Origin of the sequence: Pseudomonas sp. SJZ074, assembly GCF_007828215.1 — a bacterium.
Lineage (GTDB): Bacteria > Pseudomonadota > Gammaproteobacteria > Pseudomonadales > Pseudomonadaceae > Aquipseudomonas.
In genome coordinates, this window is the sequence record NZ_VIUE01000018.1 from 85,931 (window position 1) to 101,631 (window position 15,701).

Below are 15,701 nucleotides of genomic sequence, written 5' to 3' on the forward strand. Positions count from 1 at the left end.
GGATGAGTAGTGACGTATGTCTGCAAAAGTAGTGGTAATAGGCAGCCTGAACATGGACCTGGTGACCCGCGCGCCGCGTTTGCCCCGGGGCGGTGAAACGCTGATCGGCGAGTCGTTCTCCACGATTGCCGGGGGCAAGGGTGCCAACCAGGCGGTGGCTGCGGCGCGCCTGGGGGCTCGGGTCTCCATGGTCGGTTGTGTGGGCAGCGATGCCTATGGCCAGGCATTGCGAGGCGCGCTGCTGGCCGAAGGCATCGATTGCCAAGCCGTCAGTGTCGTGGAGGGGGCCAGCGGCGTGGCGCTGATCGTGGTCGATGACAACAGCCAGAATGCGATTGTCATCGTCGCCGGTGCCAATGGTGCGCTCACGCCCGAGGTACTGGACGGTTTCGACAAGGCGCTGCAAGACGCCGATGTCATCATCTGCCAGCTTGAAGTGCCCGACGCCACGGTCGGCCATGCGCTCAAGCGCGGCCGCGAGCTGGGCAAGATCGTCATTCTCAATCCGGCACCGGCTTCCCGTGCGCTGCCGGCCGACTGGTACGCGTGTGTCGACTACCTGATTCCCAACGAGAGCGAGGCCGCCATGCTGAGCGGCTTGGCGGTGGATTCCCTGGAAACCGCCGAAGCGGCCGCGGCGCAATTGATCGCCGCCGGTGCCGGTAAGGTGGTCGTGACGCTGGGCGCCCAGGGGCTGATGTTCGCCAACGGCTCGAGTTTCGAACACTTCCCGGCGCCGCGGGTCAAGGCTGTGGACACCACGGCGGCGGGGGATACCTTTGTCGGTGGTTTCGCGGCTGCCCTCGCCAATGGAAAAAGCGAAGTCGACGCGATTCGTTTCGGTCAGGTCGCCGCGGCGCTGTCGGTCACCCGCGTCGGGGCCCAGCCCTCCATCCCCACATTGCTGGAAGTACAGGCTTTCAAACCATGAAAAAGACACCCTTGTTGAATGTGGCCCTTTCACGACTGATCGCCTCCCTCGGTCATGGCGATAAGGTGGTCATTGGTGACGCCGGGCTACCGGTCCCCCCTGGCGTCGAGTTGATCGACCTGGCCCTGACCCACGGCATTCCCGATTTCGTCAGTACCCTGAAAGTGGTGCTCAGTGAAATGCAGGTGGAACGCCATGTGCTGGCCACTGAAATATTCGATAAACAGCCAGCGGCCCTGTCGACGCTTGAGTCGTTGCAGGCCGAAGGTGCAATGGGGGCGCGTGAGTTGGTCAGTCATGAGCAATTCAAGGTCCTCAGCCGACAAGCTCGAGCGATTATTCGCACAGGAGAATGCTCTCCGTACTGCAACGTTGTGCTGATTGCTGGAGTAACCTTCTAAACCCCCGCACAAGGAGTGCACCATGCACCGCTATGCTCAGAAAATGCATCAACTGTTCCGGAGTCTGCTGCTGTTGTCACTGATCACCGCTACGAGCGCCCAGGCGGCGGAAAAAATCGATCTGATCATCGACACCGATCCCGGGGCCGACGATGTGGTCGCCTTGTTGTTCGCCCTGGCATCTCCTGAAGAACTGCAGATCCGCGCGCTGACCACCGTCGCCGGCAACGTGCGCCTGGACAAGACCTCCCGCAACGCTCGCCTGGCCCGGGAATGGGCAGGGCGCGAGGATGTGCCGGTGTACGCCGGCGCGCCGAAGCCGATGATGCGTACGCCGATCTATGCGGAAAACATCCATGGCAAGGAAGGCCTGTCGGGTGTCACCGTCCATGAGCCGAAAAAGGGCCTGGCCAAGGGCAACGCCGTCAACTACCTGATCGAGACCCTCAAGGCGGCCAAGCCCCACAGCATCACCATTGCCATGCTTGGTCCGCAGACCAACCTGGCCCTGGCGCTGATCCAGGAGCCGGACATCGTCCAGGGCATCAAGGAAGTGGTGATCATGGGCGGTGCGCACTTCAATGGCGGGAATATCACGCCGGTGGCTGAATTCAATCTGTTCGCCGACCCACAGGCGGCGGAGGTAGTCGCCAAGAGCGGTGTGAAGCTGACCTACCTGCCGCTGGACGTGACCCACAAGATCCTCACCAGCGAAGCTCGCCTCAAGCAGATCGCGGCCGTGAACAACAATGCCAGCAAGCTGGTCGGCGATATCCTCAACGAGTACGTCAAGGGCGATATGGAGCACTACGGCATGTCGGGCGGGCCGGTGCATGACGCGACAGTGATTGCCTACCTGCTCAAGCCGCAGCTGTTCACCGGTCGTTCGGTCAACGTCGTGGTGGACAGCCGCGAGGGGCCGACCTTCGGGCAGACCATCGTGGACTGGTACGACGGCCTGAAGGCACCCAAGAATGCATTCTGGGTGGAAAACGGCGATGCCCAGGGTTTCTTCGACCTGCTGACCGAGCGTCTGGCACGTCTCAAGTAAGCTGCCTTCGCAACGCAAGACCTGTGAAAGCGAGCCTGCTCGCGATAGCGGACTGTTTGGCGACATCAATCAAGCTTACCCACCGCCATCGCGAGGAAGCCCGGCTCCTGCTGTAGCCTCAATCGGCAGCTTCGATGACGCTCGGGTAGCGTTCGAATGCCTGCTGGATGAAGTTTCGGGCCACCTCCGTGCCCAATTCCTTCACCAACAGCTCTATAACGATGATCGCCAGTTCCTCGGGGCTGCCAGGGCTGTAGGAGCTGTGGCCCTCCGACCATTTGGCATTGATGGTGGCTTCGATGCTGATGATGCTCATGGCAGGGCTCGCGGGTTGAGAGGTCTGTAGGCTCTGTACGAAAAGTCTTGAGACGAAGGTCAGGCAAGGCGAAACAGCCGAGCAAGCGCAGTGGACTGGAGTACATGAGCATTGCGAGGCTGTTTTCAACACAGCATGAACGAGTATCAAGGCTTTTCGTACAGAGCCTAGGCTGAGTTAACCACTTTTGCCCAGGGTTTGGCACTGCGACTTAGGCATCGGGGGAGGGCTGTGCGACACTTGCTTCTTTGATTGTTCAAGGAACCCCTGCCGTGCAGATCGATTTGAATGCGCCTGACGGGCTGACCCTCGACGCCGTTCGCCAGTTGCTGGCATCGGCCAGCGATGACGAACACACCCAATTGCGCGTGACCAAGGGTGGTATCGCCTATCTGTCTTCGGGCGTGGTGGGGGGAACCGACATCAATGGCTTGCTGTTTCGACTTGAGACGTGGGCAAAGGGCTCGGGTTATGTCGGACGAGTCGCTGCCAGTGATGAGGTCTGGGTGATGCAGATCTACAACGCCCTGAAAGACAATTGGCCGAATCCGCCCTTCGACTACATTGATGTTTATTGAACGCTGAACATATTCAGTCACGATTCATGTCTGACTGGCGGTGCCGGGCTCAGGCAAACTGGCGGTTTTCAAGGTGGAAGAGCGGGGCGGTGGCCCTTCTACGGAAACCAAGCTTCGTTTGGGTTGTCGCACGCTCTCTGTTTATTGATCAACGAAAGGAGGCTTCATGCCTTGGAAGCTCGCGTCATTGAGTATTTTGCTGGCCGCCGGGTTCTTGCACGGTTGCAGCAGCGCTGAATCGTCCCCTGATCCGGTTGCCGCCCAGACCCATTACGACCGCTGCGAAGCGAAGGCCGCCGAGTTTGCCATCGGCAAACAGGCCTCGCCGCAACTGCTGGAACAGGCCCGCACCCGTTCCGGCGCGCAGATTGCCCGGATCCTCAAGCCCAACGACATGGTGACGCTTGAGTATCGCTCCGATCGCCTGAATCTCAATACCGACGCCAATCTGGTGGTCAATCGGGTGAACTGCGGCTGAGTCGCAGTTTTCAACCGCCCATAAAAAACCCCGTCACATGGACGGGGTTTTTTAGCGCGCCAAGAAATTACTCTGGGCGAACTTGTGCAGCTTGCATACCCTTTTGGCCTTTCTCAGCCACGAAGGAAACGGTTTGGCCTTCTTTCAGGCTTTTGAAACCGTCGCTTTCGATAGCTTTGAAGTGTACGAACAGGTCGTCACCGCCACCTTGAGGAGTGATGAAGCCGAAGCCTTTTTCATCGTTGAACCATTTAACGGTGCCGGTTTGGCGATTAGACATGGTGTATCTCCAAGAAACATATATTTTCAGTAGTGCTGTGCTGCTCAGGCCAACTGGGCACACCTGGGTATCATAGTCGAAATGTTCGATTTGGGAGCCCCCCGGACGTGCTGTTTGCCGAACAGTCGTCTTTTCTTTACCGCCTCATCCTGCTGTAAGCCCCGGTTTTAAAGGGTTTTGGCGGAAAGTAAAGGCGATAAAAAAAGCTGTAAAACCTGCAAAATTCGTCTGAAAAAAGGCAAATTCGGGGTTTTTCATGGGCTCAAGCCAGTCTTGAAAAGCCTGTCCGCTCATTTTTTCTTCGAAGGGGCGGCCTTGCATTTGGCGATCTGTCCGAGCGCCTTTTGCTGCAGTTCCACGGGCGCTTTGTTGTCCATCAGGGCCTGGATGTCGGCGGCCGGGTAGGATTTGATCGCATCGGCGCCACAGGCGCAGTGGGATTTGGCCGCCGCCGCGCCGATCTGCGGTGTGGCCGCCTGAGTGCACTGGGCCATGTATTTCTCACGCTCGCCTTTTGGCCAGTCGGCGTGGGCGGTCAGAGGGAGCAGCAGGGCGAAGGGGGCGACTGCTGCCAGTAACGTGTTCAGACGCATGCTGGGATGCTCCTTTGGGTCGATGTCTTGTTATCAGAGGTATTGCGGGGCGTTTCAGTTCAGCACTCTGGCATAAAAACCAGGGGTTTACGCTTGTTCAGGTTGCAATTAGAGCACGGCGATGACCGTTCATCTGTGCTAGCATGCCGGGCTCGGGTATTTTCAGGCACCGGATGACGACAGGTCCCGGCAGCGGTAAATGTTCGAATAACCCTGATTTGAATCCCAGTCACTCTGGTTCGGTTTCCCGGTTGGCCGCGAGGCTCCTGCCGCTGTAAGGCAGGCGTTCATGATTGAATGGCCTGGACTGGATCTTGTACTGGCTCATCCCAACCCACGTGACCTTTGGTAGGGGTCACCACTAGGAGAGGAGGCGCCATGCCAACTATTACTCTTCCCGACGGCAGTCAACGTTCATTCGATCATCCGGTATCCGTAGCCGAGGTCGCCGCATCCATCGGTGCAGGCCTGGCCAAGGCCACCCTGGCCGGCAAGGTCAACGGCAAACTGGTAGATGCCAGCGATGTCATCGACAGCGACGCCACGCTGCAAATCATCACCCCCAAGGATGAAGAGGGACTGGAGATCATTCGCCACTCCTGCGCGCACCTGGTCGGCCATGCGGTCAAGCAGTTGTACCCGAGCGCGAAGATGGTCATCGGGCCGGTCATCGACGAAGGCTTCTATTACGACATCGCCTTCGAGCGTCCTTTTACCCCGGACGACATGGCTGCCATCGAACAGCGTATGCAACAGCTGATCGAGAAGGACTACGACGTCATCAAGAAAGTCACCCCGCGCGCCGAAGTCATCGAAGTCTTCAAGGCCCGTGGCGAGGATTACAAGCTGCGTCTGGTGGAAGATATGCCGGACGAGCAGGCCATGGGCCTGTACTACCACGAAGAATACGTCGACATGTGCCGCGGTCCGCACGTGCCGAACACCCGTTTCCTGAAGTCTTTCAAGCTGACCAAACTGTCCGGTGCCTACTGGCGCGGCGATGCGAAGAACGAGCAGTTGCAGCGCGTCTACGGCACTGCCTGGGCGGACAAGAAGCAGCTGGCGGCCTACATCCAGCGCATCGAGGAAGCCGAGAAGCGCGATCACCGCAAGATCGGCAAGCGCCTGGGCCTGTTCCATACCCAGGAAGAATCGCCGGGCATGGTGTTCTGGCACCCGAACGGCTGGACGATGTACCAGGTGCTCGAGCAGTACATGCGTCAGGTCCAGCGTGAAAACGGCTATCTGGAAATCAAGACGCCGCAAGTGGTGGACCGCAGTCTGTGGGAGAAATCCGGGCACTGGGCCAACTACGCCGACAACATGTTCACCACCCAGTCGGAAAACCGCGACTACGCCATCAAGCCGATGAACTGCCCATGCCACGTGCAGGTGTTCAACCAGGGCCTGAAAAGCTACCGCGAGCTGCCGATGCGTCTGGCCGAGTTTGGTGCATGCCACCGTAACGAGCCGTCGGGGGCGCTGCACGGCATCATGCGCGTGCGCGCGTTTACCCAGGACGATGCTCACATCTTCTGCACCGAAGAGCAGATGCAGGCCGAATCGGCTGCGTTCATCAAGCTGACCATGGACGTCTACCGGGACTTCGGCTTCACCGAAGTCGAGATGAAGCTGTCCACTCGTCCGGAAAAGCGCGTTGGCTCCGACGAGCTGTGGGATCGCGCCGAAGCCGCACTGGCGGCCGCCCTCGATAGCGCGGGCCTTGCGTATGACCTGCAGCCGGGCGAGGGTGCCTTCTACGGTCCGAAGATCGAGTTCTCGCTGAAAGATTGCCTGGGTCGTGTCTGGCAGTGTGGTACCCTGCAGCTCGATTTCAACCTGCCGATCCGTCTGGGCGCCGAATACGTGTCCGAAGACAACAGCCGCAAGCACCCGGTCATGCTTCACCGCGCGATCCTCGGTTCCTTCGAGCGGTTCGTCGGCATCCTGATCGAACACTACGAGGGCGCGTTCCCTGCGTGGCTGGCGCCGACCCAGGCAGTGATCATGAATATCACTGATAAACAGGCAGATTTTGCCGCCGAGGTCGAAAAAACTCTCAACCAAAGCGGATTTCGTGCCAAGTCTGACTTGAGAAATGAAAAGATCGGCTTTAAAATCCGCGAGCATACCTTGCTCAAGGTTCCCTATCTTCTGGTTATTGGAGATCGGGAAGTCGAGATGCAGACTGTCGCTGTGCGTACTCGTGAAGGTGCTGACCTGGGCTCGATGCCCGTCGCCGAATTCGCCGAGTTCCTCGCGCAAGCGGTTTCCCGGCGTGGTCGCCCAGATTCGGAGTAATTATTATTAAGCGTGAAATGAGACAAGATAAACGAGCTGCACCGAAGGCCCCGATCAACGAGAATATCTCGGCACGCGAGGTTCGGTTAATTGGCGCTGACGGCGAGCAGATTGGCATCGTCTCGATTGATGAAGCGCTTCGTATTGCTGAAGAAGCCAAGCTTGATCTGGTGGAAATTTCCGCGGACGCAGTCCCACCCGTTTGCCGGGTGATGGACTACGGCAAGTCGATCTTCGAGAAGAAGAAGCAGATTGCCGCGGCGAAGAAAAACCAGAAGCAGATTCAGGTAAAAGAAATCAAGTTTCGTCCAGGGACGGAGGAAGGGGATTACCAGGTAAAACTGCGCAACCTGGTACGTTTCCTGAGTGACGGGGACAGGGCCAAGGTATCCTTGCGATTCCGCGGCCGTGAGATGGCCCACCAGGAGCTGGGGATGGAACTCCTCAAGCGGGTTGAACAAGACCTGCTCGAGTACGGTTCGGTCGAACAGCATCCTAAGATGGAAGGACGCCAGCTGATCATGGTCATCGCCCCGAAAAAGAAGAAGTAATCACCAGGGCACGGCAGGCCTTGCGATTATGTTTATCAACTGAATGCGGAGTATCCGAACATGCCAAAGATGAAAACCAAAAGTGGTGCTGCCAAGCGGTTTCTGAAAACTGCTAACGGCATCAAGCACAAGCACGCTTTCAAGAGCCACATCCTGACCAAAATGTCGACCAAGCGTAAGCGTCAACTGCGCGGTAGCAGCTTGCTGCATCCGTCTGACGTGGCAAAAGTCGAGCGCATGCTGCGCCTTCGTTAATTTTTGGATCAAGAATAGAGGAAGTAACTCATGGCTCGTGTAAAGCGTGGCGTCATTGCCCGTAAGCGTCACAAGAAAATTATGAAACTTGCTAAAGGCTACTACGGTGCGCGTTCCCGCGTATTCCGTGTTGCCAAGCAAGCCGTAATCAAGGCAGGCCAATACGCCTACCGTGACCGTCGTCAGAAAAAACGTCAGTTCCGCGCTCTGTGGATCGCTCGTATCAATGCTGGTGCTCGTACCAACGGCCTGTCCTACAGCCGTTTGATCGCTGGCCTGAAAAAGGCGTCCATCGAGATCGACCGTAAGGTTCTGGCTGATCTGGCAGTGAACGAAAAAGCGGCGTTTGCTGCGATTGTCGAGAAAGCTAAAGCCACCTTGGCTTAAGTACCCCCGGCAGTCACCGGGGTCCACCTCTGTGGGCCCGGGTGTTAAACGTCATGAATAGGGGAAGAGCCTTAAAGCTCTTCCCCTATTTCGTATCTGGAGTCTGTACATGGAAAACCTGGATGCGCTGGTCTCTCAAGCACTAGAGGCTGTGCAAAGCGCTGAAGATATCAATGCCCTGGAGCAAATCCGGGTTCACTACCTTGGCAAGAAGGGCGAGTTGACCCAGGTGATGAAGACCCTGGGGAACCTGCCGGCCGAAGAGCGTCCGCAAGTCGGTGCGCTGATCAACGTCGCCAAGGAACGTGTCACAGAAGTCCTCAATGCGCGCAAGGCGTTGTTCGAGGAGGCGGACCTGGCCGCCAAGCTCGCCGCCGAGTCCATCGACGTAACCCTGCCTGGCCGTGGCCAGACCTCCGGTGGCCTGCACCCGGTGACCCGGACCCTGGAACGCGTCGAACAGTTCTTTACCCGCATCGGCTACGGCATCGCCGAGGGCCCTGAGGTCGAAGACGACTACCACAACTTCGAAGCGCTCAACATCCCAGGCCACCACCCGGCCCGGTCGATGCACGATACCTTCTATTTCAACGCTAACATGCTGCTGCGCACCCATACCTCGCCGGTACAGGTCCGCACCATGGAATCGAAAAAGCCGCCGATCCGCATCGTCTGCCCAGGCCGTGTGTACCGTAGCGACTCGGATATCACCCACTCACCGATGTTCCACCAGGTCGAAGGCCTGCTGGTCGATCGCGACATCAATTTCGCCGACCTCAAAGGCACCATCGAAGAGTTCCTGCGGGTGTTCTTCGAGAAAGAACTGGCGGTGCGTTTCCGCCCCTCGTACTTCCCATTCACCGAGCCATCGGCTGAAGTCGACATGGAATGCGTGATGTGCAGCGGCAAGGGCTGCCGGGTCTGCAAGCAGACTGGCTGGCTGGAAGTCATGGGCTGCGGCATGGTTCACCCGAACGTGCTGCGCATGTCCGGGATCGATCCGGAAGAGTTTTCGGGATTTGCTTTCGGCATGGGCGTCGAGCGCCTGGCCATGCTGCGTTACGGTGTGAATGACTTGCGCCTGTTCTTCGACAACGACTTGCGGTTCCTTGCGCAATTTCGCTAGCCGTCACGAACTTATTAGGAGAACAGGATGAAATTCAGTGAACAATGGCTGCGCGGCTGGGTCAGTCCGCAGGTAAGCCGGGACGAGCTGGTTGCTCGTCTGTCTATGGCCGGTCTTGAGGTCGATAGCGTGACGCCGGCCGCCGGTGAATTCAGCGGTGTGGTGGTGGGCGAGGTGCTGAGCACCGAACAACACCCGGACGCGGACAAATTGCGGGTTTGCCAGGTCAGCAATGGCGGGGAAACCTTTCAGGTGGTCTGTGGCGCGCCAAACGTGCGCCCGGGCCTGAAGATCCCGTTCGCGATGATCGGCGCCGAGCTGCCGGGCGACTTCAAGATCAAGAAGGCCAAGCTGCGTGGCGTCGAATCCAACGGCATGTTGTGCTCCCAGGCCGAATTGCAGATCGGCGAAGGCAACGATGGTCTGATGGAACTCCCGGCCGATGCGCCAGTGGGACAGGACATTCGTGAATACCTGGGCCTGGACGATGCCAGCATCGAGGTCGACCTGACGCCGAACCGTGGTGATTGCCTGTCCCTGGCCGGTCTGGCCCGTGAAGTGGGCGCCTTGTACGACACTCCGGTGGCTCGCCCGACGGTCGCGCCGGTTCCGGCAATGCATGACGAAGTGCGTTCGGTCGAGGTCCTGGCCCCGACAGCGTGCCCGCGTTATCTGGGCCGTGTGATCCGTAATGTCGACCTGTCGAAGCCGACGCCGTTGTGGATGGTCGAGCGCCTGCGTCGTGCCGACGTGCGCAGCATCGACGCTGCCGTCGACATTACCAACTACGTGATGCTGGAACTGGGTCAGCCCCTGCACGCGTTCGATCTCGCCGAAATCAATGGCGGCATCCGCGTGCGCATGGCCGAGGAAGGCGAGAAGCTGGTTCTGCTCGACGGCCAGGAAGTCACCCTGCGCAGCGATACCCTGGTGATCGCCGACCACTCCCGCGCCCTGGCCATTGCCGGTGTGATGGGCGGCGAGCACAGCGGCGTTTCCGTGTCGACTCGCGACGTATTCCTCGAAAGCGCGTTCTTTGATCAGATCGCCGTCGCTGGCAAGGCCCGTTCCTACGGCCTGCACACCGATGCCTCGCACCGCTACGAGCGTGGCGTGGACTGGCAACTGGCCCGTGAAGCCATGGAGCGCGCCACCGGCCTGCTGCTGGAAATCACTGGCGGCGAAGCCGGGCCGATCATCGAAACCGTCAACGAACAGCACCTGCCCAAGATCGCACCGGTCACCCTGCGTGCCCAGCGTATTTCCCAGATGCTGGGCATGGACATGGACGCGGCCGAAGTCGAGCGTCTGCTCAGCGCCTTGGGTTTGAACATCCGTGCCGATGGAGCAGGGCAGTGGCGCGTCGAAGTGCCAAGTCATCGTTTCGACATCAGCCTGGAAGTCGACCTGATCGAAGAGCTGGCCCGCCTGTACGGCTACAACCGTCTGCCGGTTCGCTACCCGCAGGCTCGCCTGGCCCCACAAGCCAAGGCTGAAGCCCGCAGCGACCTGCCGGAACTGCGCCGCCTGCTGGTGGCCCGTGGGTATCAGGAAGCGATCACCTACAGCTTCATCGATCCACGCCAGTTCGAACTGTTCAACCCAGGCGTCGAGCCGCTGTTGCTGGCCAATCCGATCTCCAACGACATGGCGGCCATGCGTTCGTCCTTGTGGCCTGGTCTGGTCAAGTCGCTGCAGCACAACCTGAACCGTCAGCAGGACCGCGTGCGCCTGTTCGAAAGCGGCCTGCGCTTCGTCGGCCAGTTGGACGGCTTGAAGCAAGAGCCGATGCTCGCCGGTGTCGTTTGCGGCAGCCGCCTGCCGGAAGGCTGGGCGCAGGGTCGCGACGTCGTCGACTTCTTCGACGTCAAGGCTGACGTGGAGGCGGTACTCGGCTTCGCCGGTGCGCTGGATGCATTCACCTTCGTGCCGGGCAAACATCCAGCCCTGCACCCTGGGCAAACTGCGCGCATCGAGCGAGACGGGCGTGAAGTCGGCTATGTCGGTGCCATCCACCCGGAATTGTCGAAAACCTTGGGCCTCGATCGTCCAGTCTTCGTTTTCGAGCTGGTTCTGGCCGAAGTGGCGCAGGGGAAAATGCCGAAATTCCAGGAGTTATCGCGCTTTCCTGAAGTGCGCCGTGACCTGGCGTTGCTGGCTGACCGCGACGTTGCCTCGAGCGCCGTGCTGGACGTAATCCGTGAAAATGCAGGCGAGTGGCTGACGGACCTCAGGCTATTTGACGTGTATCAGGGTAAAGGCATTGATCCGCATAGAAAAAGCCTTGCAGTCGGCTTGACCTGGCAGCATCCATCGCGCACTCTTAATGACGATGAGGTGAATACCGCAACGCAGAATATCCTCACCTCGCTCGAAAACAGGTTGAACGCCACGTTAAGGAAGTGACGTATGGGGGCTCTGACGAAAGCTGAGATGGCGGAACGTCTATACGAGGAGCTGGGCCTGAATAAACGGGAGGCCAAAGAACTGGTCGAACTGTTTTTCGAAGAAATCAGGCACGCTCTCGAAGACAACGAGCAGGTCAAATTGTCCGGTTTCGGCAATTTTGACCTTCGGGACAAACGCCAGCGGCCTGGCCGCAATCCGAAAACGGGAGAAGAAATCCCGATCACGGCTCGCCGTGTGGTCACCTTTCGTCCAGGGCAGAAGTTGAAGGCCCGAGTTGAGGCTTATGCTGGAACCAAGTCATAACGACGAGCTACCCGTCATCCCGGGCAAACGCTACTTCACCATTGGTGAAGTCAGCGAGCTGTGTGCGGTAAAACCACACGTGCTGCGCTATTGGGAGCAGGAGTTTCCTCAACTCAACCCGGTCAAGCGCCGCGGAAACCGCCGGTACTATCAACGACAAGACGTGTTGATGATCCGGCAGATCCGGGCGCTGCTGTACGACCAGGGCTTCACCATCGGCGGCGCACGCCTGCGCCTCTCCGGTGACGAAGCCAAAGACGATACCACCCAGTACAAACAGATGATCCGCCAGATGATCGCCGAGCTTGAAGATGTGCTGGTGGTGCTCAAGAAATAAAATTCTGCTTTTAAATACTTCCAGTTTTCAAAAGCTTGCGTTATATTCCTGAGCGTTCCGCTGAGAAGCGGAACATGATTCACGCCTAGTCGGGGCGTAGCGCAGTCCGGTAGCGCACTAGCATGGGGTGCTAGGGGTCGAGTGTTCGAATCACTCCGTCCCGACCATATTTTTCAATGACTTAGCCCAACTCTAGCCAGTTGGGCTTTTTCATTGGTGGGGAGTTTTTCGGGACTTCATCCTGTTTTCCTCTTCAAGATTGTCAGCACCGGTCCCCTCGAGTCGGTTGCTGATACCATATTCGCAGCTTCGATCAGATGCCCGAGCTCGGCGCCCGAGTAGTGACTGGTGATGCTGCCGTTCTTGTGTCCCAGCAAAGCCTTCCGGTCTTCCTGTGTGACACCTGCCGCCCGAAGGCGACGGCCAAACGTGTGTTTCAAGTCGTGCACCCTGATGGATGCATACCCAGGGTGAGCGGGGCGAAGGTTTTCCTCCTGCCAGAGTTTCGCCGCTCTCACCCGTGCCTTTTTCCAAGCAGAGTCATTCATGCGATGCATTGCGGTGCCGTTGTAAGGGAACACCCATTCCTTGCTCTGGCCGCGTTGCTTGTCGATGATCGATTTCGCCACGCTGTTCAACACCACTAGCCGCTCGTCCCCGTTTTTTACACCGGACCGCTCGTTCCGCCCGCCGAAATCAGATGGGATCAGGAACACGCTGGTACCCAGTTCCGGCACTGGAATCTCCCAATCCCATCTCAACTTGCAGACCTCCTGTTCCCGGCAGCCTGTGTTCACTTTGAACAGGGCCATCGTTTGCAGGTGCGACGGCAATTCCCCGAACAAGATTGATTGCTCTTCCCAGGACATAGGGTAGGGCTCTCGCACCTTTTTCTTGAGGTCCAGTTTTGTCAACATTGGCACCGAATCAAGCCAGGGCCTCCGTTCCTCATCTCGCCACTTCCTTGCGCAAAGCGAAAGAACCCGGATCACCCGCTCGATCGAGATGTTGATCGTGCGGGGCGCCACCGGCTTCAACTGCTTCCCGCACGGCAACACCATTCCTTTCAATCGATCCTTCACGAATGGCTCAAGCGCCTGATCATCGATGTGAGTCAATGGCACACCCTTGAGATAAGGGTGAAGGTGCTTCAGGTGATGCGCCGTCAGCTTGATCGAGGGCTGGTCCTTGTTCTCGATCAGGAACCGCGTAGCCGCCTCTTCCCAGGTACGGGTGCGACGCACGCCGTATACCTTCTGCTGTCGAAGCTGCTCCAGCCTGTGTATCAGGTACTGCTCGGCCTCCTGCCGGTCACTAGTGCCAGTGCTTTCTCGAAGTCGCTCACCTCTGAAAACTTTGTCGATTTGCCAGACTCCACCTTTCTGGTAGAGACCGGAGATCGCTTTTCTCGCCATGGTTTACCTCCTTTGAGTTCACCCTGGCGCTCGCTGCGAGGGGGATTGTTGTCCTGATTGGCCGCCTTTTCAATCGACTTGCTCGCAATGTAGGCGTCTGCCCACTCGTCCAGCTCGATGCGATCAAACGCTACGCCTTGTTTCCCAATGGGAAATTCCCGCACGTTTGGCCTGACTGTTTTGTTGAATTCGTCCCGGCACATGCCGAGATAGCCGGGGGCATCCATGAACCGGATGAACCGCGGCGGGATGGTTGTTGCCTTTGCCGCTGTGGCGTTTGCCATGTGTTGCTCCATGCCGCGCTTGGCGGCAGAAGGTGGTGATGGGCTATGGCTTGGCGATCTTGTTCCAGCCGCCACGCCGATGCGTTTCGTGGTAGGTATCGACTCCTCGATGCTGCCCATGGCTGATTCGGCAGACCCTGCATGTCCGCGAATCGCCGAAGTCGCCGTATTTCACAACCTCGAAGCGTGACCAGCGGTGCCCAAACGGTTTGCAAATCAGTGCGCGCCCGACTTGAATGATCACGTTCCAGGTTCGCGGGTAGTTCAAGCGGAGGTCGTTATGGATGTGGTTCAGGCGCATCCCCATCCGCCAGCCGAGCGGCCGGTTGTGGGCGTCCTTGCGTAGTGGTTCGGTGATGAGTTTTCCGATTTGTTTGAGCACAGGAATACCTCGCCCGCCGTACACCGGCAGGCTGTAGGGGGATTGGGGTTATGGGCGTTTCATGAAGGTGATCCAGTGCGTCTTTTTCGCGCTTGCCGGACTTGTGGCCAAACAGAGGTTGTTCGTCGGTCAGGGCCAGAATCTCGCTTACCCGGACCTGAGTTTCGTTCCACTTGAAGATTAGGAACTGGCCCGGGCGCAGCACGCGAAAGCATTCGGCGAAGCCCTTGCGCAGATCGTCGCGCCAGTCGTCGGTGAGGATCCCGTATTTCAGGCGCAGCCAGCTTTCCCGGCCGGCACGCACCAGGTGGGGCGGGTCAAACACGACCATGTTGAACGTAGCGTCAGCAAATGGCAGGTCCCGGAAGTCCATGATGACGTCAGGTTCCACCTTCAGCACGCGGCCATCACACAGCACATGCTCTTCGTCGCGGATATCGCCAAACAGGGCCCGCTGGTCTTCCTTGTCGAACCACATCATCCGGCTTGCGCTACAGGGATCGAGAACAGCGCTCATGGCCTGGGCCCTCGATACACCAGCCAGGCCATGTAGAGCAGGGGGAGGATCATGGGCGTGACTCCTTCATCGCTGCCGCTGCAATCGCTTCGATCTGATCGCAGTGGCCGTAGATGTCCTGGATGTTGTTTTGGCCGTTCACGCAGTCGCGCACGGTGGGGCGGATGTTGCCTTCAATGTGGGCAGTGATGGACTGCAGCGCTTGGCGCAGCACCTCGTTATCGGCGATCAGGGCCAGGACTGCGGCGGGGTTGGCGGCGGCGATGAAAGCCTGATTTGCGAAGTTCTGTGGAATGTCTTCGCGCACCTGGGCAAACATGGAAACCATGCCGATATGGCGATACTCGGAGTTGATGGCCCCTTCGTGCCGATCGTTCTCTGCATACCACGGCCCTGGCGTTGCAGCCTCGGCCAGCCGCTTCAGTTCGGTGTAGTCGGTCATGGCTTCACCGTCCCTCCAGCGGCTTCGATGGCGTCTGCCGCTTCTTCGCGCATGTCATTCCAGCCGCCTTCGTAGCAAGCATACGGCGGCGCGCTGTCGTAGGCCTTTGGCAGCTCCACCACCAGGGCGGCGCGGGAGGCCTGCCAGGCAATCCAAGATGTCTGCACCCAAACCATTTCGAAGCGGCCAAATTTATCTCGCGTTGAACAGATGGTGTATGACTCTCGACGCTGGTCGCACTCGTCGGCGAGCCACTCCAAAAAACCATCCAGAATGAAATTGGTCATACTCAGTTCGGCTTGGTCGCTCATGACATCACCAATGCAGCAGAGAGGAGGAGAAGGCCCCACAGGATTGCGCTGAG

The 15,701-nt window shown here is 58.6% G+C and carries 22 protein-coding genes, 1 tRNA gene and 1 pseudogene; 14 read left to right on the top strand and 10 right to left on the bottom strand.

What is annotated here, in order from left to right:
- Positions 1–16: 16 nt before the first annotated feature.
- From rbsK to FBX99_RS18500, 3 genes are read left to right on the top strand one after another with little or no spacing between them, the layout of a single operon-like run.
- Positions 17–931 carry a ribokinase gene (rbsK, locus tag FBX99_RS18490; RefSeq protein ID WP_144930076.1) on the top strand — a complete coding sequence of 305 codons (915 nt, stop codon included), beginning with the start codon at positions 17–19 and terminating at the stop codon, positions 929–931.
- Positions 928–1,332, top strand: a complete 405-nt coding sequence (rbsD, locus tag FBX99_RS18495) for a D-ribose pyranase (RefSeq protein ID WP_145132448.1) — start codon at positions 928–930, stop codon at positions 1,330–1,332. The genes rbsK and rbsD overlap by 4 nt, the downstream gene beginning before the upstream one ends.
- A 22-nt stretch (positions 1,333–1,354) precedes the next feature.
- Positions 1,355–2,383: a nucleoside hydrolase gene (locus FBX99_RS18500; protein ID WP_144930074.1), complete on the top strand. Its 1,029-nt coding sequence runs from the start codon at positions 1,355–1,357 to the stop codon at positions 2,381–2,383.
- Between the two features lie 118 nt (positions 2,384–2,501).
- Here the strand turns inward: FBX99_RS18500 and FBX99_RS18505 are convergent, their stop codons facing one another.
- Positions 2,502–2,699, bottom strand: coding sequence for a hypothetical protein (locus FBX99_RS18505; RefSeq protein ID WP_145132450.1), 198 nt, complete (start codon positions 2,697–2,699; stop codon positions 2,502–2,504).
- A gap of 272 nt (positions 2,700–2,971) precedes the next feature.
- Between FBX99_RS18505 and FBX99_RS18510 the strand changes: the two genes are divergently transcribed.
- Together FBX99_RS18510 and FBX99_RS18515 are read left to right on the top strand one after the other, a co-directional pair.
- Positions 2,972–3,277, top strand: coding sequence for a hypothetical protein (locus FBX99_RS18510; RefSeq protein ID WP_047700665.1), 306 nt, complete (start codon positions 2,972–2,974; stop codon positions 3,275–3,277).
- Between the two features lie 166 nt (positions 3,278–3,443).
- Positions 3,444–3,755 (top strand): I78 family peptidase inhibitor, encoded by a 312-nt coding sequence (locus tag FBX99_RS18515; RefSeq protein WP_144930071.1) that lies wholly within the window; start codon positions 3,444–3,446, stop codon positions 3,753–3,755.
- A 67-nt stretch (positions 3,756–3,822) separates the two neighbouring features.
- Here the strand turns inward: FBX99_RS18515 and FBX99_RS18520 are convergent, their stop codons facing one another.
- The 3 genes from FBX99_RS18520 to FBX99_RS18525 all read right to left on the bottom strand — a co-directional run bounded on the left by FBX99_RS18520 (position 3,823) and on the right by FBX99_RS18525 (position 4,628).
- Entirely contained in the window at positions 3,823–4,035 is a 213-nt protein-coding gene (locus FBX99_RS18520) for a cold-shock protein (protein WP_003179963.1), read from the bottom strand.
- A 144-nt stretch (positions 4,036–4,179) separates the two neighbouring features.
- Positions 4,180–4,356: a hypothetical protein gene (locus tag FBX99_RS28925; RefSeq protein WP_178111993.1), complete on the bottom strand. Its 177-nt coding sequence runs from the start codon at positions 4,354–4,356 to the stop codon at positions 4,180–4,182.
- On the bottom strand, positions 4,326–4,628 hold the full coding sequence (locus FBX99_RS18525; protein WP_144930070.1) for a hypothetical protein: 303 nt from the start codon (positions 4,626–4,628) through the stop codon (positions 4,326–4,328). The genes FBX99_RS28925 and FBX99_RS18525 overlap by 31 nt, the downstream gene beginning before the upstream one ends.
- A 378-nt stretch (positions 4,629–5,006) precedes the next feature.
- Here FBX99_RS18525 and thrS point away from each other — a divergent pair, with 378 nt between their 5' ends.
- From thrS to FBX99_RS18570, 9 genes are all read left to right on the top strand, one after another.
- The gene (thrS, locus tag FBX99_RS18530) at positions 5,007–6,929 is read left to right on the top strand and encodes a threonine--tRNA ligase (RefSeq protein ID WP_047700668.1); all 1,923 of its coding nucleotides are present in this window, start codon (positions 5,007–5,009) and stop codon (positions 6,927–6,929) included.
- Complete coding sequence (infC, locus tag FBX99_RS18535; RefSeq protein WP_169432615.1) at positions 6,929–7,480, top strand: translation initiation factor IF-3; 552 nt, start codon at positions 6,929–6,931, stop codon at positions 7,478–7,480. Before thrS ends, infC begins: the two co-directional genes overlap by 1 nt.
- Positions 7,481–7,540: 60 nt before the next feature.
- Positions 7,541–7,735, top strand: a complete 195-nt coding sequence (gene rpmI / locus FBX99_RS18540; protein ID WP_002553160.1) for a 50S ribosomal protein L35 — start codon at positions 7,541–7,543, stop codon at positions 7,733–7,735.
- A gap of 30 nt (positions 7,736–7,765) precedes the next feature.
- Positions 7,766–8,122 (top strand): 50S ribosomal protein L20, encoded by a 357-nt coding sequence (gene rplT, locus FBX99_RS18545; RefSeq protein ID WP_024779372.1) that lies wholly within the window; start codon positions 7,766–7,768, stop codon positions 8,120–8,122.
- 109 nt (positions 8,123–8,231) lie between these two features.
- Complete coding sequence (gene pheS, locus FBX99_RS18550; protein WP_139644397.1) at positions 8,232–9,248, top strand: phenylalanine--tRNA ligase subunit alpha; 1,017 nt, start codon at positions 8,232–8,234, stop codon at positions 9,246–9,248.
- A gap of 27 nt (positions 9,249–9,275) precedes the next feature.
- Positions 9,276–11,654, top strand: a complete 2,379-nt coding sequence (pheT, locus tag FBX99_RS18555) for a phenylalanine--tRNA ligase subunit beta (protein ID WP_145132452.1) — start codon at positions 9,276–9,278, stop codon at positions 11,652–11,654.
- Positions 11,655–11,657: 3 nt separating this feature from the next.
- Entirely contained in the window at positions 11,658–11,960 is a 303-nt protein-coding gene (gene ihfA, locus FBX99_RS18560) for an integration host factor subunit alpha (protein WP_002553164.1), read from the top strand.
- Entirely contained in the window at positions 11,941–12,297 is a 357-nt protein-coding gene (locus tag FBX99_RS18565) for a MerR family transcriptional regulator (protein WP_003179985.1), read from the top strand. The genes ihfA and FBX99_RS18565 overlap by 20 nt, the downstream gene beginning before the upstream one ends.
- Positions 12,298–12,387: 90 nt before the next feature.
- Positions 12,388–12,464 (top strand) — tRNA-Pro (locus FBX99_RS18570).
- A 69-nt stretch (positions 12,465–12,533) separates the two neighbouring features.
- On the opposite strand, the gene FBX99_RS18575 is transcribed toward FBX99_RS18570, so the two are convergent.
- The 6 genes and pseudogenes from FBX99_RS18575 to FBX99_RS18595 all read right to left on the bottom strand — a co-directional run bounded on the left by FBX99_RS18575 (position 12,534) and on the right by FBX99_RS18595 (position 15,648).
- Positions 12,534–13,697: a tyrosine-type recombinase/integrase gene (locus FBX99_RS18575; RefSeq protein WP_256677805.1), complete on the bottom strand. Its 1,164-nt coding sequence runs from the start codon at positions 13,695–13,697 to the stop codon at positions 12,534–12,536.
- Positions 13,583–13,996, bottom strand: a complete 414-nt coding sequence (locus FBX99_RS29215; RefSeq protein ID WP_256664091.1) for a hypothetical protein — start codon at positions 13,994–13,996, stop codon at positions 13,583–13,585. Before FBX99_RS29215 ends, FBX99_RS18575 begins: the two co-directional genes overlap by 115 nt.
- Before the next feature lie 43 nt (positions 13,997–14,039).
- The gene (locus tag FBX99_RS18580; RefSeq protein WP_145132456.1) at positions 14,040–14,378 is read right to left on the bottom strand and encodes a hypothetical protein; all 339 of its coding nucleotides are present in this window, start codon (positions 14,376–14,378) and stop codon (positions 14,040–14,042) included.
- 48 nt (positions 14,379–14,426) lie between these two features.
- A pseudogene (locus FBX99_RS18585) lies at positions 14,427–14,895 on the bottom strand (class I SAM-dependent methyltransferase).
- A 49-nt stretch (positions 14,896–14,944) separates the two neighbouring features.
- Positions 14,945–15,337, bottom strand: a complete 393-nt coding sequence (locus FBX99_RS18590; protein WP_145132458.1) for an ead/Ea22-like family protein — start codon at positions 15,335–15,337, stop codon at positions 14,945–14,947.
- Positions 15,334–15,648: a hypothetical protein gene (locus FBX99_RS18595; protein ID WP_145132460.1), complete on the bottom strand. Its 315-nt coding sequence runs from the start codon at positions 15,646–15,648 to the stop codon at positions 15,334–15,336. The genes FBX99_RS18590 and FBX99_RS18595 overlap by 4 nt, the downstream gene beginning before the upstream one ends.
- Positions 15,649–15,701: the final 53 nt, after the last annotated feature.